Here is a 23,821-nt window from a genome sequence, read left to right on the forward strand (position 1 = left end):
CTAAAACCATTTTTCTAAGGATATTCCATTGAATATTATTGTTTTTATTATAAATATAGCTTGAAGATAAACTTGTGCCAATGATGGTTGCTAATGAGGTTGCAATCGCGATATGGTTAACCCAAGCATTACCTAGATTAAAATAATTTAAGGTAAAGATTAAGGAGGGCACTATTAATGCACCACCGCCAACACCAAACATACCAGCTAATAATCCCGCAACAGCGCCTATAGAAAGGAATATAATAAATTCAAGAATCATGTTTAATCCTTAAAGTATGGTAACACTAATACCCCATCTTTTTTGTTAAGTAAAAATTAAGATTAGATAATTGATTCTACTTATCTACCGTTTAATATCATTATCAGGTTTGATTGCAAAATAGTAAATTAAAAGATGACAAGATGGTTAAAAAATCTTATGTTATTTAGCCGACGGTAACGAATAAAAGTTTAAAAATAAATTGACGGGAGTGAATAATGAAAGATCGTTTAAAGTGGATTGATGATTTTGGTTTTTTAGGCGAAACAGCCAGTGGGCACTCGTTAGTTATGGATGGCGGTATTGAACATGGAGGGCGTAATCGTGGTGCTCGCCCTATGGAGCTTTTGTTACATGGTGCAGCAGGTTGTATGGCTTATGATATTATCGCTATTTTAAAAAATAATAAAAAAGATATTCGCGATCTTTGGATAGAAATTGATAAAACTCAAGCAGAATCTTCACCAAAAGTCTATACATCTATTAATTTCCATATTGTGATTACAGGTATCAATATAGATGATCAAGCAGTAGAAAGAGCCGTGAAACTTGCTTCAGAAAAATACTGTAGTGCCTCTATCATGCTAGGAAAAACCGCAAAAATGTCTTATACCTATGAGGTTAGAGAATATCACTAAAGTTTATTCTTATAACGAATAATTATAATCTAATAACAAGCTGATCTTAGTGTATTTTGCATTAATCATTTAACATTTTATTAGTCAGAGCAATAAGAGAGTGGTTATGCAACAATTAAGTAAAACTATGCGATTTCGGGATATGGTTATTCTGGGATTGCTTTTTATTGGTCCAGCAGCACCAATAGGGTTATTTGGTGTTTTAGATGCAATCAGTGATGGTGCAGTTGTTTTAGTTTATATTGTAGCAACTTTGGTAATGGCATTTACCGCATTTTCTTACGCTAGAATGGCAAACGCTTTACCTCATGCAGGAGCGGTTTATGCTTATTGTTCGATTGGTATTCATGCTAATGTGGGATTTTTAGTCGGTTGGTTGTTATTGCTTGATTATATGTTTATTCCTGCTGTTGCTTACTTATTTAGCGGTATTTCGTTCAACGCCTTAATGCCTGACGTACCGGTATGGGGATGGACTTGTTTGGCGGTTGTATTAACTACCACGTTGAATTTAATTGGCATCAAAAAATCGGCTAAAATTACATTAATTATCTTACTATTTGAAATTATTGTATTGTTTGCTGTGCTATTTGTTGGTATTTGGCTAATAGCAACTAGTGATATTAGTCGAGATTGGTTGAAACCTTTTTGGGGCGGTGATTTATTTAGCTGGGCTAATTTGTTTAATGCTGTATCTATTGCGGTACTCTCTTATTTGGGATTTGATGCTATTGCGACTTTTTCTGAAGAAAACGGTGGCTCCCATAATTTAGTGAGTAAAGCCATTATGAGCTGTTTAATTTTAGCTGGCTGCCTATTTGTAATTCAAATTTATGTTGGTGCTTTACTTAATCCTTATAATCCAGAATATTTGCGTAGTCATCCTGAACTACAGGGTAAAGCTTACTATAATATTGTTAATCAAGAAATTAACTTATATCTAGGATGGGCGCTAAGTTTGATGAAAGCCATTGGTGCATCATTTGCTGCAATGGTTGGGCAAGCTGCCGCAAGTCGTCTTTTATTCAGTATGGGGCGCGATAAGCGTTTACCTTCATTTTTTGCTAAAGTGGGTAAAAAAAGTGGCGTGCCGGCAATGGCTATTTTATGCTCTGCGCTAATTAATTTATGTTTAGTTGTTATTGCCGCCAATCATGATAAAGGATTAGCAACTCTAGTGTCATTTGTTGATATTGGTGCGTTAACGGCATTTATTATGTTACATTTATCTGTAATCGGTTACTTTAAGTTCAAAAGACATTCAAAGGGTTGGCGTTCTTGGGTTTTAAATATCTTTATGCCTATTATTGGTATTATAGTGTTATTACCTGTATTACTACATATTGATAATGATGCAAAAATTGTCGGTGTAATTTGGTTAGCAATTGGTATGATTATTCTCTATTTAAACAAAGAGCAGGCTCAATTAGTTTGCTTAGAAAAACATGAATAATAAACTTAATACATTTATTGAAGATTTATTGCATCTTAATTAAGATGGCAGTATTTTCCTATTTTCCACAGGCGTTATAATAAAATGCTATCAGAAATATTACGTGGTGCGTTAATTTCCGCTAGCCTAATCATTGCTATTGGTGCACAAAATTTATTTGTTCTCAAACAGGGAATATTAAAAAACCATATTTTCTATGTGTCGGCAATTTGTTTTATTTGTGATTTTGTATTAATGTCGATTGGCATTCTAGGGGTGGGCTCTTTCATTAGTTGTAATCCTTTAATCACAAATCTGCTAGCAATAATGGGGGTGTTTTTTTTAATTTGGTATGGTTTTAGTGCGTTTAAAAGTGCAATTAAAGGCACAAGCAATATGCAAATAGAATCTCAAAATGTGAATAATAGCCGTTTAATCAAGGTGGTAGTTGCAACGTTAGCGGTCACTTTGCTTAACCCACATGTATATTTAGATACGGTTGTGATTGTTGGGGGAATAGCTGGCACATTAAATAGTGAACAAAAACTGGCATTTTTGATTGGCGCTGTTTGTGTCTCTTTTGTATGGTTCTTTGGTATTGGTTATGGTGCAAGATTGTTAGCGCCATTATTTAAACAAAAAAAGATGTGGATAATATTAGATTGTCTAGTTGGCACTGTCATGTTGTACATCGCTTATCGGCTAGTTTTTTTATGTCGTTTATAACAATTAAAGCTAGAACAGTAAATAGGCTATAGCCTATATGATTCAAAGAGCGTTCGGCCTATTAATAAACATCCTTACTTTGCTCATCAAACATCCATTTAAGATCTTTAAATAATAAAGGCTCTTTTGGGCATTTTTATCTCCCCCTTGAGAGCAATTATCAAATAATATTATGAAATAATAATGTGACTATTATCACAATTACATGTATTTGTTAAATTATAAGATATCTTCTTTATATAATTAGTGCTAGCTTACATAGTATAAATTGGGATTGTTACTGTACAGCTAATTGTCTATACAGGCAAAACCTAAACATTTTGGTTAATAAAGTGTTTAGGTTTTTTTATATAAGGGTTTTGTTTTATATAAAGGAAAGTTGAAGCGTATGGATTAGTTATAGCGTAGATATAAGATGGTTTATTACTGTTTATTCAATTCAGTTATTTTATAAATTTACTATTAATAAATGCGTAATAGATCACTTAAGGAGAAAACAATGAAAAGTAATATTTTAAAACTAACACTATTAATTAGTGCGGTTCTTACCACAAGTCCATTATTTGCTATTGACCAAGTCAAAATTGAAAGCAATCAATTAAAAAAAATAACTGTGGATGGTCTTGAGTTTAAAGATATGGATAAAAATGGAAAATTAACTCCATATGAAGATTGGCGTTTATCGCCACAGCAACGAGCACAGGATTTGCTTTCAAGAATGTCATTAGAAGAGAAAGCTGGGATAATGATGCATGGCAATGCGCCAAGTGTAAATAATGAAATAGGGCGTGGTGATAAATATGATTTTAAAAAGCTGACTGTTTTGATTCTGAAAGATAAAGTTAATAGCTTTATAACCAGATTAGAAGTTAATCCTAAAGATTTTGCGGAGCAGAATAATCAGTTACAAAAAATAGCTGAATCTTCTCGTTTATCCATTCCATTGACAATAAGTGTTGATCCTAGAAATACGTTTTATTATGGTAATGAGTTAGGTATAAAAAGTGGTTTTAGTCAGTGGCCTGGAACATTAGGCATGGCGGCTATTGGTCGTGAAAAAGATATCAATGAATATGGCGATATTATCCGTCAAGAATACCGTTCATTAGGTGTAACGCAAGCCTTGTCACCCATGGCCGATTTAGGTACAGAACCGCGTTGGGCTAGATTTGAGGGGACATTTGGTGAAAATCCTGAGTTAAGCAAAAAAATGGTTCGTGGTTATATATCTGGAATACAAAATGGTAGCACAGGTCTAAATTCGCAAAGTGTCGCTGCCGTTGTGAAACACTGGGTGGGATATGGTGCTGCCGAAAATGGATTTGATAGTCATAGTGCTTATGGTAAATATGCGCTTTTTACCCATAAAGATAGCTTAAAAGAACATATTATTCCATTTACAGGCGCTTTTGAGGTAAATGTTGCAGGTGTCATGCCAACTTATTCTATATTGAAAAATGCTCAGCTAGGTGATCATAAATTTGATGCTGTTGGCGGTGGGTTTAATTCATTTTTATTGCAAGATCTATTACGTAATACTTATCAGTTTAAAGGTGTTGTTATAAGTGATTGGAGTATTACTAATGATTGTAATGATGTTTGTGTTAATGGAACAGCTTCGGGAATTAAACCGAAAGTTGAAGGCATGCCATGGGGAGTTGAGGATCTTACTAAAGAACAACGCTTTATTAAAGCTTTTCATGCTGGCATTCAACAGTTTGGCGGGGTTAGCGATAGTTCAATTATTGTAACTGCTGTTAAGAATAAAAAAATTGCCGAAAAAGATATCGATAAAGCCGTTTTAGCGATTTTGATTCAAAAATTTTCTCTAGGTCAATTTGAAACACCATATGTAGATCCAAACAAAACAAGTATTGTTGGCAACAAAGATTTTCAAAAGATGGCGAGTCAGGCCCAATATAATTCTTTGGTATTACTTGAAAATATACAAAAAACATTACCATTAAACGCCAATAACAAAATCTATTTATATGGATTTTTACCAAATGCTAAAAATCTGTTAAAGAATAAAGTGAATATTGTTGATAAATTAGAGCAAGCTGATGTGGTTGTTGCCCGAATAAATGCACCTTATGAGCAAAATCATAAAGGTTACTTTTTTGGCTTAGAGCATCATGAGGGATCTTTAGCATTTCCTCCTAACGATAAAGATATTGAATTTATTGCGCAAGCAAGTAAAACGCATCCTGTTGTTGTTACTGTTTATTTAGATAGGCCAGCAATTGTCACTCCATTAAAACAATACGCTAGTGCTGTTATTGCTAATTTTGGGGTAAATGATGAAGTATTGTTTGATAGATTATTTGGTGACAAACCTTACGTAGCTAAAATACCATTTTCACTACCAGACTCGATGGATAGCGTACAGCAACAATCTTCAGATCTGCCTAATGATATGAAAGCACTCTATCCGCTTGGTTATGGTTTAACGCAGTAAGGGATAACGCATTGGTTTTATAAATTATTTTTGTAAATTATTTTGTGTGTTTGCCTGTTTTTAACGCATTCTAATGCACAAAGAAAGCCAATAAACATGGATGAAAAAAGATTAATAGGCTTGATAATAGAATTAGCGAAGATATTAAAACTAAAATATTAAAAATTAAGACGATTTGGGTAATTTTGAATAAATTAAATCATCAAAATTACCCTCAATGCAGAAATAGGGTAATTAATAATGTTGCCGATACAAAGTTATTTTCCCATCCACAAATCATTTATATCATTGCTTGTTTAAATAAAAAGTTATTTATTAGCAATACAATAAGGTCTGAAAAATTCGTTTGGGAATAATCATAATCAAAGAATATTTTTTACATATTTACAAGCATCTTTATGGTTATTTTTACAAGCTTGCTGAAAATAATATTTTGCTTTGTAAATATCTTGTGCAACTCCTTGGCCATTTTGATACATGATACCTAAATAGTATTGAGCTTCCGCATAATTTTGTTGCGCAGAAAGCTGAAACCACGCTAATGCTTTACTGTAATCTTTTGCAAACCATGACCCTTGATAATATAACCAGCCTAAGCTACATTGCGCATCTGGATTGCCAGATTCCGCAGCTTCAGTATCTAACTCAACGCCTTTGGCAAAATCTTTTTTTAACCCACCCAATCCATTGTAATACATATTAGCTAAATTATGTTTTGCCATCATATTGCCTTTTTGGGCAGCTTGCTCATAAAGTTTTCTGGCTGTCGTGTAGCTTTTTTTTACCGCAGTTCCGTTATAATAGAAAACGCCTAGATTATTGAGTGCCTCTTTATTACCTTGTTTTGCTGCTTTTTCATACCACTCTTTGGCTTTAAAATAATTTTGACTGATACTGTTATCATTTAAATTTTGTTCAATTCCTTTACGATAATGTTTTTTTTCTGCAAATTCGTAAAGTGTCCCCATATTATATTGGCCTAGAGCATTACCACTCAATGCTGCTTTTTCATATAACTCTTTTCCTTTTAGTAAATTTTGCTCTACGCCTTGACCTGTAGCATACATATAGCCTAAAGCTACTTGGGCATCAGAGTGATTTTGATTAACTGCTTTTTGATACCATTCAATAGCTTTTGCATAATCTTGTTTAACACCTAGGCCATAGTTATACATATAACCTAAATTGTATTGTGCTTCAGCGTTATTTTGTTCAGTCGCTTTTTTATATTCAACATTAAAATTGTATTTTGTATTGAGTTGTGCGAAAACTGAAATGTTTACAGATATTAATAAGCAAATTATCAATGTTAATTTTTTCATTTATCTGCCTGCGTTAGTTGGGGAAGATTGTTTTTATTAAAGGATCTTTTTTATTTATTTGCAAGCTTATTTATGATTATTTAATAAGCATAAATATCTTTTTTATCTTTATCTGATTACATGTCGATTTATTTTAATGTGCAGACATGTTCATTTATTATTGCTGTCTAGTTTTCAAGTTTACGTGATGGAACGTGGAGGTAAAGGATTGCATTCTACCATATAGAAACAAGCACCAAAAAGAATCATAATATTTTTTATTCGGATGTAATGAGAAGACCTATACTGTAGAAGATTTCAAAAATAACAAAGAACTACTAGATAAATACCTTAAAAAGGTGAAAATGGTTAAATTGTTGGTGATAGTTTAAATTGTCAAAACTTTTTCAAAGCTATTTGAATTTTAAACTCATCAAAACGCAATCCTTACGCACGGGATTCATTTAACTAAGAAGCTACATTGTGGCTTTTAATATTCTTTGTGATGACGCTTTTATAATAAATTGATTTTTCTTATTTATTATAAACATGTCACCATTTTGAATAGTCATCTTATCTCTTGGCAAAGTTGTTTTTGAGGACAATATCTGATTTACTAAGAGTTGTAGTTGATGATTTTTAAAAAAGTACAAAAATAATTAATAAATTTATTATTGCGAGGATATTATGAAAAAAATACTAATATTTATTACTGCCCTATTTTTATTCGGATGTAATGAGAAAACCTATACAGTTGACGATTTCAAAAATAATAAAGAACTACTAGATAAATATCGTAAAATGTGCCAGAACGGTGAAATAGATGGGGATAGTTTAAATTGTCAAAACTCTTTCAAAGTAATAGTTGAACTTAGTAGACCAACTAATACGGGAAAATGGACGGATTAATTTAAAAGTATAAAAGCCACTTATGTGGCTTTGAAAATTTTATCTGTGATCAGTTTATAGACTTAATTTGATTCTTATTCATTATAAACTTAATGTCGCTATTATTTGATTTGAGCCTCATTGGGTTTTAGTCACAACCGCAATCATTATCACTAGCTTGTTTTTTCTTAGCTTGTTGTTTGGCTACAATGGCATTGACCTTTTTTGTTACAACAATTAAATGATCTTTTGCATCAGAATAATTTTGCTCTGCAGCCTTAGCAAACCATTGTTTTGCTTTAAAATAGTTCTTTTTTACACCTGTGCCTTGGTAGTAGAGCATGGCTAATGTATATTGGGCAATTGCATCCCCTTTTTTAGCGGCTTTAGTATCCCACTCAATTCCTTTTGAATAGTTTTGTTTTGTGCCTTGCCCGTTAAAGTACAATAAAGCTAAGCTATGTTGAGCGGCAATATTGCCTTGATTGGCTGCTTTTTCAAACCATTCTTTTGCTTTAATATAGTCAGGCTGTGTTTCTGATTGCTGTTCGAATCCATTTTCGATCCCTTTAAATTGGCGTTTTTTAGCATATGAACCATCGGCATACATAAGGCCTACATGGTACTGCGCTTCAGCATCATTTTGTTCTGTTGCTTTTTGATGCTCTTGATTAAAATCAAACATAGTTTGTTGATCGGCATTTGCCGCAATACTAAAACATAAAACTAGTGATAACGTAGCAAAAAACTTTAGCATACAACTTCCTTCAAAAATAAATACCGAGTATTTTATCGTATTTATTTGTTTAGTATAGCTTAATTAGTTTGTTTCAACCTTAATCGCGATCGTGAAGGTGGTATAATATTGTTATTGATATCAATAATACACTGTAATTAGCTATGGCTTTTTAGCTTAGGGGATGAGTATTGATTAGATTTTAAAGCGAAAATAGTAAATTGTGATCTTAACTATTCAGCGCGTTGTGAGTTTTATTCGTTTAAGGCAGCACTATCAATTATAACAGTTTATTTTAAATAAATTTGCTAGATACTAGTTAGCATTTCTATTACTTTTCTTACTTGATATTAGGTAATGTCTATCTGCTGAGTGTCAATATGATGAAATGGTGGGTCGTGAGCGATTCGAACGCTCGACCAACGGATTAAAAGTCCGCTGCTCTACCGACTGAGCTAACGACCCATCTAAAGATGGTGGGTGATACCGGGTTCGAACCAGTGACCCCCTCCTTGTAAGGGAGGTGCTCTCCCAACTGAGCTAATCACCCCAAGTGTTTCATTACAGAAACGTCACGGTAAAGATTGGTGGGTGATACCGGGTTCGAACCAGTGACCCCCTCCTTGTAAGGGAGGTGCTCTCCCAACTGAGCTAATCACCCTTACCGTGTGGATGTGCATTATAAGGCACGCCTTGTTTCAGTCAACCCTTTTTTTTAAATTTCTCTAAAATTTGCTTCGTTCGATTTAATTTTAAACATTTTTTGGGTAATAGTTCGCAAAAATACCTTTTATCCATTCTTATTTTAAAAAGGACGATTAGGATTAAGCCATGTTGTTAGCAAAAATGAAAAGATAACCCATCATGCTTTTTAATAAAAAACGCATCATTATTTATGTCGAACCTACTATTTTACGTTATAGGATAGTGAACGCAGTTAAGCAACACACTACATCAAATGCTAGCGAAGATCTAATTGTATGGAATTATCAAAATGAGGCTGATTTAGCGGTTTTCATTGATGATCTACAAAAAAAATTTTCTGCTCGCACTGAATTTGAGCTCAATTTGGACATTAATTTAACCCAAATGCAACAACTAGCTTTGCCAGATGTAAAGCTCAAATTCAATGAATTGAGTTTATATGTTGAAGCTAACATCCATAAATTATTTCAATTACCAGCTAAAAGCGTGTTTTTTGATTTTGCTTATGCAAATGAACAAAAAAAGCAAATTACAGTGGTGATAGCTGAACGTCATTATATTGAAAATTGGATTAATCTTTTTAATAAGTATGGATTGTTATTAACGTTTGTGGGGTGTGGGTTTGAAAATACTAAAATTAATTTTTTACCTTGGCGGCAAGAGAAGCAAACAAAGCAACAACGGCAACTGATATTCGTGGCGACTAGTGTTATTGGCGCAATCGGTTGCTTGCTTTGTTATTTGTGGATGCAAGCTCAAAACGAGCTACAAACTTATGATGAAAAACGCTTGCAACAACAAGGTATAACACAAAAACTAACTGAAGAACTAATGCATGATTTGCCTAATCCATCATTAAGCCAAAAACAAATTCAGCAATCTTTAGTATTGCTTTCACAGCAGTTACCTTCTGTAATTTGGCTTGATTGTTTTTATTATGAACCACAAAAAGTAAAGATTGAAGGGCAAAGCTTTAGTTATGTTGAGCTAACTAAATTTAATCAAAGTTTGTTAACGCTAAAAAATATAAGTAACAGTCAAGTTAAAACAATCTTATCCCATAAAAATCATTTATTTTTTGAAATGGAAATAATGCTTAGTGAATAGTGATTTTTTTGAACGCCCAATTTGGCAACAATATATGCTTTGTGTTTTATTTGGTTTGGCGTTTTTTGTAATCGTTTATCTGTTGTTTATTAAAGATATTCGGCAACAAGCACAGCTAGCAGTCGAGTCATATCAGCAAATAGTTATTGAAAATGAGCAATTACAAGCAAAAGCTAGTCGTTATCAGGCAAGTAAAAATACTTTATATAGTTTGATATCAGATAAGGAATTCGCATTGGCGATCGAGCAAAATCATCTTTCATTAGTATCTTTTAAGCATTATCAAACAGATAAAACAGCTAATTGGGAGATTGAGTTAGAGGGGCAGTTTTTTGATTTTATGAATTTAATTTCATCATTAACCGATGATTTTTACTATCTTGATTTTAAAAATCTTAAAATCAGCAAGCAAGATCAGCAGTTACAAATAATGTTTACTTTATTGTTTGAAAAGGACTATCAATGAAGCCCTATCTTTATAAATATATCGTTTTATTTTGTGCTATCTGTTTTGAGTTAAAAGCTAATATCCTGTTGGAAAGCGATCCTTTTCAACAACATTACCGAGTTTCTTGTAGTGAACAAACAACATTACTACTTGAGCAAATTCAAGCTTGGCATTTTAGAGGGTTTATGAAACAAATTGATCCGAATTATCAACAAATTTGGTTAGCTTCTGATAATCATTGGCTAGCAATAACTGATAATACAGTGCCAAATGTTTTGTTTCCTTGGTATGTACAATCTTCACTAAACGATAAAATAATATGGCAAGCAGATTTACCTGATTATTGCCATAATATTGTATTATGGACGATGTTGCTAAATGAGTAATAAAATTGCCGAAAACAAAAAATATCAAGATTTACAATTGGTTATTTACATATTAACTAAGGTTAAAAGCCGTTTGCTGATAGTATTTATATTTTTAGCAATCAACACAAATGTTAGTAATGCCAATATACTCCCATCATCAAACGCTGATCAGCAAAAAAATATTTCAATGGCATTTTATCAAACGGATATTGCAATTATCTTGCAAGCGTTAGCCGATAGTAAACAAATGAACCTGGTTATGTCAGAAGATATATCAATTAAACAGACCATTAAACTCAATAATGTTGATTGGCATAAAGCGCTAAAAATCATATTAGATTCAGCGAATTTACAAGCAGAAATTGATGATAATATTTTGCTTATTTCTAAAGCGATAGATCCTGAAATTTTATTGCAAAAACAACAATCAGAACAAAGAGAAAAAGAATTAAACCAACCTATTAGTTCTTTATTTATAGCTGTTAATTATGCAGATCCAACAGCTTTAATTGAAATGATTCAACAGCAAGATTTGTTATCACAACGAGGCCGGGTTACATTTGATAAACGGACCAATTCCCTCGTTATTGCTGATGTGCCAAAACAATTTGCAAATATCAAAAAATTAGTTAAAACACTGGATAAACCGATGCCCCAAGTTCATATCTCAGCGCATATTGTTACCATGAGTGATGAAAGTATGTCAGAACTGGGTATTAAATGGGGGTATGAAGGGTCTTCATCGCAATTATTAGATAAGTTTGATGTTGGGCTTGGGGTCAGCCATTCAACCTCTACAGTTGGTTTTAATTTAGCTAAACTATCGGGACATTTACTCAATTTAGAGCTGTCAGCGCTTGAATCTGAGAATCAACTTGAGATTATAGCCAGCCCTAATTTACTTACAGCTAATCAAAATATGGCGTCAATAAAACAAGGTACAGAAATTCCTTACGAGGTTTCTAGCGGTAGTAATGGTGCTACTTCAATTGAATTCAAGCATGCTGTTTTGGGGTTAGAAGTGACACCTAAAATATTATCTGATGAGCTTATGGTTTTAGATTTGTATATCACGCAAAATACGGCTGGGCGTTCAATAAAACGTAGTGATAACGGTGAAGTATTAGCTATTGATACGCAAGAGATTAAAACACAAGTTCAGATAAAAAATGGAGAAACCGTTGTATTAGGTGGTATAGTTCAACAAGTTAATACTAAAAATAAGCAAAAAGTGCCTAGTGCTGGGGACATACCATTAATTGGTCGTTTATTTAAACACAATAGTAACAAACAACAAAAACGTGAGCTTGTTATTTTTATTACGCCACAATTGGTTGAGTAAATGTCAATGGAGTTGTATTATATTTTAACTTGTTTTAGCTTTGGCTTTGATAAGTAATTATTGTTTTAAAGCCTATAATTTTAGTCGTTATTATTACCATTTATTATAAAAGTAGAGAATATTATGCATGTTGTTGCTTCTGATCTAGACGGTACTTTATTAACACCTGAACATAGCTTATCGCCTTATACCAAACAAGTTCTTCAAGCGCTTCGTAAAAAAGGTATCCATTTTGTTTTTGCAACTGGTCGGCACCACATTGATGTTGCCCAAATGCGGGAAAATATGGAAATTGATGCTTTTATGATTACTTCTAACGGTGCGAGAGTGCATGATAGTGCGGGCAATTTAGTTTTTAGCCAAAGTATTGAGCCATCGCTTGCTTGTGAAATAGCTAAAATGAGTATGGATGACCCTTTAGTTTATACTCATTTATATCGTGGTGATCATTGGTTAATCAATAAAGAAGATACATTTTCATTAGAATTTTACCAAGACACCCAGTTTACTTATCAGTTATTTAACCCACTTGATTTTGATACTAATGATATTGCTAAAATTTATTTTACTACTACTGACGATGCGCTTTACCCACATTTGGTTCAGTTAAAAAATCGGTTAGAAGCAAAATTCGGTAATAAAATTAGCATTGCCTTTTCAACATTAAATTGCCTTGAAGTAATGGCTGAAAATGTGTCTAAAGGTAGTGCATTGAAAAAGGTTGTTGAAAAACTAGGCTACAGTTTACAAGACAGTATTGCTTTTGGTGATGGCATGAATGACTACGAAATGCTAAAAGCTGCCGGTAAAGGTTGCATAATGCAAAATGGCAGTGCTGAGCTAAAGGCATTGTTACCAAAATTAGAGGTTATTGGATCAAATGCTGAAGAGGCTGTGCCACATTACCTAAGTAAATTATTTTTATAATGATCAGATTCAAAAAATGAATATAATTTTTGATAAAGAACTCAATACATTAGGACTGCGCTGTCCTGAACCGATTATGTTAATCAGGAAAGCAATTCGAGATCTGGCTATCGGGCAAGTCCTTTATGTGATTGCCGATGATTTGGCGACGACCCGTGATGTTCCTAGTTTTTGTCGCCATATGGAGCACCAATTGCTGTCATCACAAATAGAGTCTCAACCTTATCAGTACTGGATTAAAAAATCACATTAGTTAAACAGCTATTTTGATGAAAAATTTTATAAAAAAAGTACGTGAGTTAAGTTAGATCAACTTGTTTTAGGTAAAAACGTAATGTACGCCAATCATTGGCTTGAAGATTATCGGCCATTAACAAAAGTGTACAGTGCTTACCGTCATGTCTGGATTTTAAATTCAGGATAATAACATAGCGGAATATAAGCGGTGTATGCATTAAATACCAGCGCTGTTTATGCCAATAAATTTGATTGATAGTGTGAAATAACACAAATTCACCTTTAATTGTTTTGAAATAACATAGGCTATGCCACCATTGAATTATTAATAAGATTAGAATAATAAAGGTATAAGTATTTAAGGATGTATTAGCAAACATGACTAGACAAAGCATCATAAGTATTGAATAAAACAGAGTTGAAATCATTAATTGTAGCTTGGATATGTTAAGTTTTATGCTCCACATAATGTAAGATGTATTGGGTTAAAATAGAATTATTTCACGATTTCTTTAAAAATTGCTTAAAATAATGCTAAAGATGGGAGATAATGCACACAATTTTAGTGTGTTTTAATGGGTGAGCGATCAATCATTAGCATTTTCTTTTAATGTCAATGTGAAGATCCTTATCGAAAGATAGGTTGAGTAAATTTGGCGCAGAGATAACTCTGATGCCATTATTTTTGCCTTAAAAATTTAGATAGGAAAGATTTGTGATATTAATTAAAGTGTTAAAATTTCTTCTAAAATTATTCATCGGTTTATTTCTTTGTGGCTTGGTTATTGGTATTGCTGGTTATGCTTATTATTCTAAAGACCTTCCGGACGTTACAACATTAAAAGATGTTCGATTACAAACACCAATGCAAGTATTAAGTAAAGATGGCGAGCTAATCGCTACCTTTGGTGAACGTCGTAGAACCCCATTAAAATATAACGAAATTCCACCAATTGTGGTTAATGCCGTTATAGCAACCGAAGACGCTCGTTTTCATGAACATTTTGGTATCGACCCAATTGGTATTGCTCGAGCGATGTATATTGGTTTAAAACATAAAGGGTTTTCTCAAGGTGGTAGTACAATCACTCAGCAAGTCGCAAAAAACTTTTTCTTAACTCCTGAAAAAAGCATAACCCGTAAAGCTAAAGAAATAATTTTGGCTATTCGTATGGAAAAAGAGTTATCGAAAGAAGAAATCATGGCACTGTACCTTAATATGATTAATTTTGGTTCTAGAGCATATGGTGTTGCAGCGGCATCTTATACATTTTTTGGTAAAACACCAGAACAGTTAACCATTGATGAAGCTGCTTTATTAGCAGGCTTACCAAACGCGCCATCTGCGTTTAACCCTATTTCACACCCTGATCGTGCATTGGTTAGACGTAATTGGGTGTTAGGTCGTATGTTAGATCAATCCTATATCACTCAAGCTGAATATAATGAAGCGATTACAAAACCTTTAGGAGCAAGTTATCACTCACCACAAATTGAATTTTCTGCTCCTTATGTAGCTGAAATGGCGCGCCAATTTATGTACGATAAGTTTGGTGAAAATGCTTATACGGACGGCTATAAAGTCTATACGACTATCTCGAAAACAGATCAAATAGCGGCTACTGAATCAGTACAAAAACATATTATTGATTATGATATCAGGCATGGTTATCGAGGTGCTGAAAAAGTATTATGGAAGCAAAATGAAACGCCATGGAATTCGGAGCAAATTCAACAAACTCTTGATAAATATATTTGTTATAGCGGTATGTGCCCAGCGGTTGTCATGACTTCATCAGATAAAGAAGCAACGGCTGTATTATCTGATAAAAGTAATATTACTATTACATATCAAAATATGAAATGGGCTCGACCATTTATTAGTGATACTCGGCAGGGGGCATTTCCTAAAAAGGTGTCTGACACGTTAACAGCAGGACAACTAATTTGGGTGAAAAAATCTGCTGATAATTGGGAGTTAGCACAAATCCCAGCAGTTAATGCTGCTTTAGTATCGCTTGACTCAGATAATGGCGCCATTAAAGCAATTGTAGGCGGTTATGATTTCAATTTAAGTAAATTTAACCGAGCAACTCAAGCGCTTCGACAATTAGGTTCGAATATTAAACCGTTTATTTATACTTCAACGTTAGAGCAAGGTTTAACAATGGCTACACTTCTTAATGACGCGCCAATTGTCCGCTCTACAGGTAGTGCTACATGGCGCCCGAAAAACTCGCCGCCTAATTATGCTGGCCCATTACGTTTAAGAATAGGGCTAGGTATGTCTAAAAATGTAATGATGGTAAGAGCCTTGCGTGCAGTTGGTATTGATTATGCTGCGACTTATTTAGAGCGTTTTGGATTCCCTAAAGAAAATATTTCACATAATGAATCGTTAGCGTTAGGCTCTGCTTCATTTACACCGTTACAAGTAGCAAGAGCATATTCTGTTATCACTAATGGTGGTTATTTAATTACCCCATACTTAATTGAAAAAATAGAATACAATAATGGATCTGGTACAATTTATCAGCATCAACCGGTGATTGCTTGTCAAAATTGTAATGATGATGTTGTTACAGAAGAAGCAAAATCAATATCATTAGATAATGTTGAGAATGAATCTGATGGATCTGATAATGAAGAACCAGAACAAGCCAACCTTAAATCAGATGATAATATCGTATTGCCAGATATAAACCTCGATAATAAAACGATTGATGTAACGCCAAAATATGCACCGCATACGGTAAATAGTGGAATCGCATTTATTATGAAAGATGGTCTTCGCTCTATTGTATTCGGTGGTTCAAATTGGCAAGGTACTGCATGGCGTGTAAAAGCATTGGGAAGGAAAGATGTTGGCGGTAAAACAGGAACAACCAATGCATCTAAAGACGTTTGGTTTTCTGGATTTGGTGGCAATATTGTAACGACTGTTTGGATGGGATTTGATGATCACCGGCGTGAGTTAGGGCGAACTTTCCGAGCTGAAGCAGGGGCTGTGACTGCAAATCCTGTATGGGTTGATTATATGAAAGTTGCCCTAAAAGATGTACCAATAAGAGAAGATGTCAAACCAGAGAATGTCATTTCTGTTACTATCGATGAAAAAACAGGATTACTGCCTCAATCTGGCTCTAAAACAATGTCAGAATATTTTATCAAAGGGACTGAACCAACAAGTTATGCTACGCAGGAAGTTGGTACTAGTGTAACAGATTCAGAGGGTAATACTTCAGAGCTTTTCTGATAAAGGATTTAAAATGAATGGTTCAATAAGAATTATTGGCGGAAAATGGCGTGGGCGTAAATTGCCAGTTTTAGACAAACAAGGGTTGCGTCCAACCACGGATCGTATCAAAGAAACTCTATATAACTGGTTAATGCCAGTGATACATGATAGTGATTGTTTGGATTGTTTTTCAGGGAGCGGCTCATTAGGATTTGAAGCCGCATCGCGAGGCGCTAAAAGTGTTACCTTGCTTGAAAAAGATAAGCAAGTAGCACAACTACTTAATAAAAACAAACAGCTTATTGATAAAGATACTATCAATGTCTATCATACTGACACCTTACAGTGGTTAAATAAGCCTGCTGAAAAACAGTTTGATATTGTATTTATCGATCCACCATTTCATCAAGCATTGGTAGCAAAAACGGTAAGTGCGCTTGGTAATAACAACTGGTTAAAATCATCAGCTTATATTTATATTGAAACAGAAATAGGGCATGATTTAACAGCTTATATTCCAACTCATTGGCATTTGCATCGCGAAAAAACTGCTGGGCAGGTTCACAGTTATCTTTTTATACAAGAAGGCATTTAATGTTTATATTTATTGGTAAAGTATTATATTCGTTTATATGGTTGTTTTTATTATTTAACCTTATTCACCCTTATCCAAAGCCAGCCAATGTGGTCGCCAATGTCGGTTTAATTGCGTTTGCTGTTACTCATGGTTTACAAGCGTTTATGTTAAATTCCACCATGACCAATCAAGAAAAGCAGCAAGACAAATTTAAAGTATTACGTTTGTTCTTATTTGGTATTTTTGAATCACTTAGCTGGAAAGATAAAAAATGAAAGCAAAAATAGTTGCCAAATAAAAAATTTTTTGTATAATGCTCTCCACTTCTTCCGAAGTATTCAAATAAGCGGGAATAGCTCAGTTGGTAGAGCACGACCTTGCCAAGGTCGGGGTCGCGAGTTCGAACCTCGTTTCCCGCTCCAATATAACATCACAGTATTGTAATACTCGCCAAGAAAATGGGTAAATGCCTTCTCTAGAATATAAGTAAAAATCATACGAGAATACATTATAGTACCGAAAGTTTAGGACAGATTATAAACAATAGACGGTGAGTTATGCCTTATCTAATATGCAGCTTGCTAAAAAACTGAAAATGACAAATAGCACCTTAAAAAAGTGTCAGTGTGCTTTATCAATAATTCAAATCGGTGAAGTATAAATATAGGGAACAACATTTGTCATAGCATTTTGTACCTCCGATCAGCCGTCAATTAAAGATTAGCGTGCCAGATTATTACGCTTGGCGTAAACGTGAATCAAAATCAAATCGGTTATTTGATAATATCAAAACGCTCTATTAACAACATAAAGTACGGTTAAGCTCACCAATCAGGAAGATAGGTTATGCGAATGGGGAATCGAGTACGATAAAAGTCATTCAGAAAAGCTATTGATTTTATTGAAGTTTTTTGAGTGGTGACAAATGGTAACATTAATCCTTTTGCAGCAAGACTATTTATGATGTACAGGCCAATATACTATGTACTAACTCAAACCTAATCTGACAGTTACCAGTTTTTATTGGGTGTCTGTCAGGTTAAATCTGGTTCAGATTTTTTCCCAGATCCGTTTTCCATCAAGCAATGTTTAAATTGGTGTTCGACCACAGCACATTTTCCCTGATGAATTCGTTAATTATTGTAATAATGCAGCCAATTGTCCAGATCTGTTTGGAGTGTTTCTAAATCTGAATAACGCTTTTTTACGGAATGTCACCATATAAAACTCATGTAAAATAGTTTTATGAAAGCGCTCGCAGATCCCATTCGTTTGTGGCGACATAGCTTTTGTCTTAGTATGGTCAATATCATTAATCGCCGGATAAAGTTGATAATCATGCTTTTCAATTGTAAATACCCCAAACTTAGTACACAACTCACGTAGAAAATTAAGCAGCCTGTTTTAGTGTTTTGTATTCAATCGGTGTCATGTTATTTAGTGCCTCATACGGCCTTTCGGTGTTATAAAGGGTTAGCTATTCTTCGGTTACCTTTCTTGCTTGTTCTAGATTATTAAATAGGTATAAATCTAGCACCTCAGTGCGATAGGTACGATTAAATCGTTCAATATAGCCATTTTGATATGGGCTACTAGGCTCTATATAATCAATGGTTATATCATGTGATTTAGCCCAGTTTATCCAAATAACGAGTCGCTCTACCTGCGGGTAAACTCACGCCAATATCAATGCCTAATGCCTCGTAATAGTGACTGAATGATTTTTTTTAGCGCCTATGCCTACGTTTTACGTGCCTTTGTGGGCACTAAAGCTTTTTTATGATTTCTTCCTGGAGCTGTGATTTTAAACTTAGCTCAGCAAACATCTGTTTAAACTTACGGTTTTCGGCCTCCAGCTCCTTTAAGCGTTTAATATCCGACGTTTCCATTCCGCTCTATTTTTCCCGCCATTTATAAAAAGTTGAATTACCCATGCCCTATTTACGGCACAACTCTTTAACGGGAATACCTGCCTCTGCTTCTTTTAAAATAGATGCGATTTGATGTTCAGTCATTTTTTTCATAATTGAATCCTCTTTTACTTTTATCAGAGAATTTTATACTTTTTTGCTGTACTATTTTAGGGGGTAGTTACAATACTATTTCACATGTATATTAATTTGCTATACAATACATATTCATACTAAATAAAAAACAGCAATTAAAATGAGAACTGAAACCAAAGAATCGCCTATTAATATTAGAGCTAAGGCATCTCAAAAAGAATTGATTGATATTGCAGCGCATTTGCTATCTAAATCACGCACTGATTTTATTTTAGAAGCGGCCTGCTCAAAAGCTGAAGATGTTTTGCTTGATCAGCGTCTTTTTTTAATCGACGATGAACAGATAAATGCCTTCAATCATGCAATAGAAGCCTCTTTTGATAGTAATGAAAAAATTCAAGCTTTATTGTCCCGGAAGTCACCATGGGAAAAATAAAAGCACCGCGCTTATTGAATGAAGATCATGATGTTATGTCATTTGATTGTGAAGAGTTGTCTTTGAATGAATGGTTGAAGAAAAAATCCTTAAAAAATCAAAAAAGTGGTGCTTCACGTACATTTGTAATTTGTGACAATAACAAAGTAATCGGCTTTTATTATTTATCAACAGGTAGTATCCAGCATCGACAACTAACATTGAGTAGGTTTAAGCGCAATATGCCCGATCCTATTCCTGTTATTATTCTAGGCCGTTTAGCTATTGATAAAAATTACAAAGCAAAAGGATTAGGTGCGGCATTATTAAAAGATGCTATATTACGCTCGAAAGAAGTCTCTAAACAAGTTGGTTCTAGAGCAATATTGGTACATAGCTTAACAGATGAAGCCAATGCGTTTTATATTAAATTTGGATTTGTTGATTCTGGAATTCAGGAAAGAACAATGCTAATCTCTTTATGGTAATAAAATTAGGCTTAATTGTACATTTTTAAAGCAGAACAATTTAAGGATACAAATACGGGTACATTTTTCATCTAAATTTCTCAAATCCAGTAACCACAAGGCTTCAACCCACATCTTCGATTCCGCGTCCGGGCACCAATCACCAAATTCTAAGGCCTGCGTCTAGCAGTTTTTTTATGTCTAAATACTTTTCAGATAAGCCTTTCACCTTGTTTTACCGCTAAACTGTGTTCAATTGAAATTAAGTTAAATCAAGTAATAAGTTAATTTTACATGATTAATTTAATGATTATTTTATTTACAATAATTATAATACATTCTATAAAAATCAATTATTAATTCACAAGCTCTATAATAAATTTAGAACAAATCAAAGAATCTATTTATATGTTCTTTTTTAGTAATAGCTTTAATATGAATTGAAAATGGCACGATTTTTGTATTTTATATCGGTTACACAGTATTGAACTACCGTTATGCTTGTGTTAGAAATTATTTTCAATCAAAAATGGAATGATATTGTAAATTCCTAGGCAATATCGTAATTTTAATTATGGTGCATTTTGCACTACATTAGTGCAATGGATAGCAAAAATATGTATTTAAACAAAGTAAAAGCTAATTGATGTAAAAATCAACATTAGAGTGTTTTACTAAATCTGTATTTAAAAAATATTAGAAATACAATGATCTTAACTCTATTTAATTATTACAAAATAGGTTTACAGTTAAATAATTGGGGTGGTTTTATGAGTAATCAAAGGAAATATAAACGTAAATTTTTGTTGGGCGCAGGACTAATAACGATGCTTGCAAGTGCACAACTTCATGCTGCAGGAACGTTAGTTTATTGTGCAGAGGCTTCACCTGAAACATTTAGTCCACAGTTAGTGACAAGTGGCATTTCAATGGATGCGAGTGCAGTTCCTGTTTTTAACCGTTTGGTAGAGTTTAAATTAGGTACTACCGAAATCGAACCTGCTTTAGCAAAATCTTGGGATATCAGCCAAGATGGTTTGACTTATACTTTCCATTTACGCGATGATGTCAAGTGGCATAGTAATAAAGAATTCAAACCAACACGAAACTTAAATGCTGATGATGTTATTTTTACATTTATGCGACAGAAAGATAAAAATCATCCTTATCACAAAGTTTCTGGTGGACAATATGAATACTTTGAAAGCATGGGGTTCCCAGATTTAATCAAAGAAATTAAAAAGATAGATGACCATACTGTTGTATTTGAATTAAACCATCCAGAAGCCCCTTTCTTAGCTGATTTAGCAATGTCATTTGCTTCTATTTTATCAGCCGAATATGCCGATGCTATGCTTAAAAATGGCACACCCGAAAAAGTTGATTTAGTCCCCGTTGGTACTGGTCCGTTTACTTTTGTTCAATACCAAAAAGATTCAAGAATTCTTTATAAAGCCAATCCCGATTATTTTGGCCCTAAAGCCCAGCTTGATCGTTTAGTGTTTTCAATCACCCCAGATCCTGCAATTCGTTATGCCAAGTTACAAAAAGGAGAATGTCATGCGATGCCATATCCAAATGTAGCTGATGTTGAACGAATGAAATCAGACAATAATATTGTTGTTAAAGAAATGGCAGGGGTTAATATTGGTTATTTAGCCTACAATATGGATAAACCACCACTTGATAACTTGCAAGTTCGTCAAGCATTAAATATGGCCGTGAACAAAGATGCGATTATAAAAGCTGTTTTTCAAGGTGCGGCAGAACCAGCTAAAAACTTTATTCCACCATCAATGTGGGGTTATAACGATGAAGTAAAAGATTATCCTTATGATCCAAAACAAGCAAAAGAGTTATTAAAATCAGCAGGATTAGAGAAAGGGTTTACTATTAATTTATGGGCAATGCCTGTACAACGTCCATATAACCCAAATGCACGCCGTATGGCTGAAATGATTCAAGCTGATTGGGCTAAAATTGGTGTAACCGCTAAAATTGTGAGTTATGAATGGGGAGAATATTTATCTCGTATTCGTGATGGTGAACATGATGCAGTACTAATGGGATGGTCGGGAGATAATGGTGATCCTGATAACTTTTATTCTGTTTTAATGAGTTGTGATGCGGTTAAAGCAGGTTCAAACTATTCACACTGGTGTTATAAACCATTTGATGATTTATTACAGCAAGCTCGCGTTGAGCCTAATCATGAAAAAAGGGTTGAGCTTTACAAACAAGCACAAGTTGAGATGCATAACCAAGCGCCTGCATTAATGATTGCTCATTCAATGATTTATCTACCGATACGTAAAGAGGTTAAAGGTTATATTATGGCTCCTTTAGCATTACATAATTTTAACCAAGTCACGCTTGAAAAATAACATTCCTTGCGATTAACCACATAGGTGGTTAATCGCTACATTAGGTTTGATTGAGTACTATAAATATATTTATATAAAATTATCTATTTTATAAACGATAGTTTAGAAGCAATATTTAAGAGCCACTACATGTTTCAATTTATTTTAAAACGGTTAGGTGTACTTATCCCGACTTTTATCAGCATTACACTGCTGACTTTTATTTTCGTTCACCTTATTCCTGGTGATCCGATTACGATACTTGCAGGAGAGCGAGGTTTAACACCAGAACGCCATGCTGAACTAATAACACAATTTGGTTTAGACAAACCACTGTATGAGCAATATTTTCAATACATTATAGGCATGTTTCATGGCGATTTAGGCATCTCTTTTAAAAGCCAAATTCCAGTATGGGATGAATTTGTCCCCCGATTTAAAGCAACTTTTGAGCTTGGATTTTGCGCAATGTTGTTTGCAATTAGTTTTGGGATTCCAATTGGCGTGCTTGCAGCAGTAAAACGCGGTTCAATATTTGATCATACAGCGATCGGGTTGTCTTTAACGGGTTATTCCATGCCAATTTTTTGGTGGGGAATGATGCTCATTACGTTAGTTTCTGTGCATTTAAATTTAACTCCGGTATCAGGTCGTGTTAGTGATATGCTTTTCTTAGACGAAAGTAAACCTTTAACCGGATTTATGTTAGTTGATACTTTATTATGGGGTGAAAAAGAAGATTTTATAGACGCAGTTACTCACTTAATTTTACCTGCCATTGTATTAGGTACCATTCCATTAGCGGTCATTGTCCGCATGACCCGTTCTTCTATGTTAGAAGTATTAAGTGAAGATTATATTCGAACTGCACGAGCTAAAGGCGTTAGTCGAATGCGAATCATCCTTATTCATGCATTACGCAATGCGATGATCCCTGTGATGACTGTCATCGGTTTACAAGTTGGTACAATGCTTGCAGGTGCAATATTGACCGAAACAGTCTTTTCATGGCCAGGAATTGGTCGTTGGTTAATTGAAGCGCTACAACGTCGAGATTATCCCGTAGTGCAAAGTGGCGTTTTACTTGTTGCGGTCATGATTATTTTGGTGAATTTATTAGTTGATATGTTATACAGCGTTATCAATCCGCGTATTAGACATAAATAAGAGTGTGTTTAAA

The 23,821-nt window shown here is 34.0% G+C and carries 22 protein-coding genes, 4 tRNA genes and 2 pseudogenes; 19 read left to right on the plus strand and 9 right to left on the minus strand.

From position 1 onward, the window contains the following. A partial coding sequence (locus A9G42_RS07045) for a sulfite exporter TauE/SafE family protein (RefSeq protein WP_143426122.1) occupies positions 1-262 on the minus strand: 262 nt, incomplete at its 3' end. Between the two features lie 218 nt (positions 263-480). On the opposite strand from A9G42_RS07045, the gene A9G42_RS07050 reads away from it, so the two are divergent. The 4 genes from A9G42_RS07050 to A9G42_RS07065 all read left to right on the plus strand — a co-directional run bounded on the left by A9G42_RS07050 (position 481) and on the right by A9G42_RS07065 (position 5,516). Then, a complete protein-coding gene (locus tag A9G42_RS07050; protein WP_065588084.1) occupies positions 481-900 on the plus strand; it encodes an OsmC family protein in 420 nt (139 codons plus the stop codon). A gap of 106 nt (positions 901-1,006) precedes the next feature. Further along, positions 1,007-2,353, plus strand: coding sequence for an APC family permease (locus A9G42_RS07055; protein WP_065653068.1), 1,347 nt, complete (start codon positions 1,007-1,009; stop codon positions 2,351-2,353). 84 nt (positions 2,354-2,437) lie between these two features. Then, entirely contained in the window at positions 2,438-3,058 is a 621-nt protein-coding gene (locus A9G42_RS07060; RefSeq protein ID WP_065653055.1) for a LysE/ArgO family amino acid transporter, read from the plus strand. A 499-nt stretch (positions 3,059-3,557) separates the two neighbouring features. Further along, entirely contained in the window at positions 3,558-5,516 is a 1,959-nt protein-coding gene (locus A9G42_RS07065; protein WP_065653056.1) for a glycoside hydrolase family 3 protein, read from the plus strand. 362 nt (positions 5,517-5,878) lie between these two features. Here A9G42_RS07065 and A9G42_RS07070 read toward each other — a convergent pair whose 3' ends face one another. Continuing rightward, entirely contained in the window at positions 5,879-6,838 is a 960-nt protein-coding gene (locus A9G42_RS07070; protein ID WP_065642035.1) for a tetratricopeptide repeat protein, read from the minus strand. A 666-nt stretch (positions 6,839-7,504) separates the two neighbouring features. Here A9G42_RS07070 and A9G42_RS07075 point away from each other — a divergent pair. Next, on the plus strand, positions 7,505-7,726 hold the full coding sequence (locus A9G42_RS07075; protein WP_065653057.1) for an EexN family lipoprotein: 222 nt from the start codon (positions 7,505-7,507) through the stop codon (positions 7,724-7,726). Between the two features lie 127 nt (positions 7,727-7,853). Here A9G42_RS07075 and A9G42_RS07080 read toward each other — a convergent pair whose 3' ends face one another. The 4 genes from A9G42_RS07080 to A9G42_RS07095 form a co-directional block, all read right to left on the minus strand. Beyond that, positions 7,854-8,462 (minus strand): tetratricopeptide repeat protein, encoded by a 609-nt coding sequence (locus A9G42_RS07080; protein WP_065653058.1) that lies wholly within the window; start codon positions 8,460-8,462, stop codon positions 7,854-7,856. A 368-nt stretch (positions 8,463-8,830) separates the two neighbouring features. Beyond that, positions 8,831-8,906 (minus strand) — tRNA-Lys (locus A9G42_RS07085). Between the two features lie 9 nt (positions 8,907-8,915). Next, positions 8,916-8,991: transfer RNA gene (locus A9G42_RS07090), tRNA-Val, on the minus strand. A 35-nt stretch (positions 8,992-9,026) separates the two neighbouring features. Continuing rightward, positions 9,027-9,102, minus strand: a tRNA-Val gene (locus A9G42_RS07095). Between the two features lie 203 nt (positions 9,103-9,305). Between A9G42_RS07095 and A9G42_RS07100 the strand changes: the two genes are divergently transcribed. The 6 genes from A9G42_RS07100 to tusA all read left to right on the plus strand — a co-directional run bounded on the left by A9G42_RS07100 (position 9,306) and on the right by tusA (position 13,591). Further along, positions 9,306-10,253 (plus strand): PilN domain-containing protein, encoded by a 948-nt coding sequence (locus tag A9G42_RS07100; protein ID WP_065653059.1) that lies wholly within the window; start codon positions 9,306-9,308, stop codon positions 10,251-10,253. Then, the gene (locus tag A9G42_RS07105; protein WP_065642038.1) at positions 10,246-10,719 is read left to right on the plus strand and encodes a hypothetical protein; all 474 of its coding nucleotides are present in this window, start codon (positions 10,246-10,248) and stop codon (positions 10,717-10,719) included. Before A9G42_RS07100 ends, A9G42_RS07105 begins: the two co-directional genes overlap by 8 nt. Next, positions 10,716-11,087: a hypothetical protein gene (locus A9G42_RS07110; protein ID WP_065566161.1), complete on the plus strand. Its 372-nt coding sequence runs from the start codon at positions 10,716-10,718 to the stop codon at positions 11,085-11,087. The genes A9G42_RS07105 and A9G42_RS07110 overlap by 4 nt, the downstream gene beginning before the upstream one ends. Next, positions 11,080-12,411, plus strand: coding sequence for a type IV pilus secretin PilQ (pilQ, locus tag A9G42_RS07115; RefSeq protein ID WP_218837784.1), 1,332 nt, complete (start codon positions 11,080-11,082; stop codon positions 12,409-12,411). Before A9G42_RS07110 ends, pilQ begins: the two co-directional genes overlap by 8 nt. Before the next feature lie 120 nt (positions 12,412-12,531). Then, the gene (locus A9G42_RS07120) at positions 12,532-13,338 is read left to right on the plus strand and encodes a Cof-type HAD-IIB family hydrolase (RefSeq protein ID WP_141672097.1); all 807 of its coding nucleotides are present in this window, start codon (positions 12,532-12,534) and stop codon (positions 13,336-13,338) included. Between the two features lie 16 nt (positions 13,339-13,354). After that, positions 13,355-13,591 carry a sulfurtransferase TusA gene (gene tusA / locus A9G42_RS07125; protein WP_065566163.1) on the plus strand — a complete coding sequence of 79 codons (237 nt, stop codon included), beginning with the start codon at positions 13,355-13,357 and terminating at the stop codon, positions 13,589-13,591. A gap of 46 nt (positions 13,592-13,637) precedes the next feature. Here the strand turns inward: tusA and A9G42_RS07130 are convergent, their stop codons facing one another. Continuing rightward, entirely contained in the window at positions 13,638-14,042 is a 405-nt protein-coding gene (locus tag A9G42_RS07130) for a protein YgfX (RefSeq protein WP_081302276.1), read from the minus strand. A 257-nt stretch (positions 14,043-14,299) separates the two neighbouring features. On the opposite strand from A9G42_RS07130, the gene A9G42_RS07135 reads away from it, so the two are divergent. The 4 genes from A9G42_RS07135 to A9G42_RS07150 all read left to right on the plus strand — a co-directional run bounded on the left by A9G42_RS07135 (position 14,300) and on the right by A9G42_RS07150 (position 17,812). Continuing rightward, positions 14,300-16,831, plus strand: a complete 2,532-nt coding sequence (locus A9G42_RS07135) for a PBP1A family penicillin-binding protein (RefSeq protein WP_065653070.1) — start codon at positions 14,300-14,302, stop codon at positions 16,829-16,831. 13 nt (positions 16,832-16,844) lie between these two features. Next, complete coding sequence (gene rsmD / locus A9G42_RS07140; RefSeq protein ID WP_065653060.1) at positions 16,845-17,408, plus strand: 16S rRNA (guanine(966)-N(2))-methyltransferase RsmD; 564 nt, start codon at positions 16,845-16,847, stop codon at positions 17,406-17,408. Beyond that, a complete protein-coding gene (locus A9G42_RS07145; RefSeq protein WP_065653061.1) occupies positions 17,408-17,665 on the plus strand; it encodes a DUF1145 domain-containing protein in 258 nt (85 codons plus the stop codon). The genes rsmD and A9G42_RS07145 overlap by 1 nt, the downstream gene beginning before the upstream one ends. A 71-nt stretch (positions 17,666-17,736) precedes the next feature. Beyond that, a tRNA-Gly gene (locus tag A9G42_RS07150) sits at positions 17,737-17,812 on the plus strand. 667 nt (positions 17,813-18,479) lie between these two features. Here the strand turns inward: A9G42_RS07150 and A9G42_RS07155 are convergent. Both A9G42_RS07155 and A9G42_RS14770 read right to left on the minus strand, forming a co-directional pair. Further along, positions 18,480-18,740 (minus strand): annotated as a pseudogene (locus A9G42_RS07155) (integrase core domain-containing protein); the annotation flags it as partial. Positions 18,741-18,780: 40 nt separating this feature from the next. After that, positions 18,781-19,414: pseudogene (locus tag A9G42_RS14770) on the minus strand (integrase core domain-containing protein). Positions 19,415-19,556: 142 nt separating this feature from the next. Here A9G42_RS14770 and A9G42_RS07165 point away from each other — a divergent pair. The 4 genes from A9G42_RS07165 to dppB all read left to right on the plus strand — a co-directional run bounded on the left by A9G42_RS07165 (position 19,557) and on the right by dppB (position 23,808). Next, positions 19,557-19,832 (plus strand): type II toxin-antitoxin system TacA family antitoxin, encoded by a 276-nt coding sequence (locus A9G42_RS07165; protein WP_065561594.1) that lies wholly within the window; start codon positions 19,557-19,559, stop codon positions 19,830-19,832. Further along, positions 19,820-20,299, plus strand: coding sequence for a GNAT family N-acetyltransferase (locus tag A9G42_RS07170; RefSeq protein ID WP_065653063.1), 480 nt, complete (start codon positions 19,820-19,822; stop codon positions 20,297-20,299). Before A9G42_RS07165 ends, A9G42_RS07170 begins: the two co-directional genes overlap by 13 nt. A 749-nt stretch (positions 20,300-21,048) precedes the next feature. Then, positions 21,049-22,662: an ABC transporter substrate-binding protein gene (locus A9G42_RS07175; protein ID WP_065653071.1), complete on the plus strand. Its 1,614-nt coding sequence runs from the start codon at positions 21,049-21,051 to the stop codon at positions 22,660-22,662. A 129-nt stretch (positions 22,663-22,791) separates the two neighbouring features. Then, on the plus strand, positions 22,792-23,808 hold the full coding sequence (gene dppB, locus A9G42_RS07180) for a dipeptide ABC transporter permease DppB (RefSeq protein WP_065581538.1): 1,017 nt from the start codon (positions 22,792-22,794) through the stop codon (positions 23,806-23,808). The last annotated feature ends 13 nt before the right edge of the window (positions 23,809-23,821 follow it).

The organism is Gilliamella sp. Nev6-6 (genome assembly GCF_001690605.1).
Classification (GTDB): Bacteria; Pseudomonadota; Gammaproteobacteria; order Enterobacterales; family Orbaceae; genus Gilliamella; species Gilliamella apicola_C.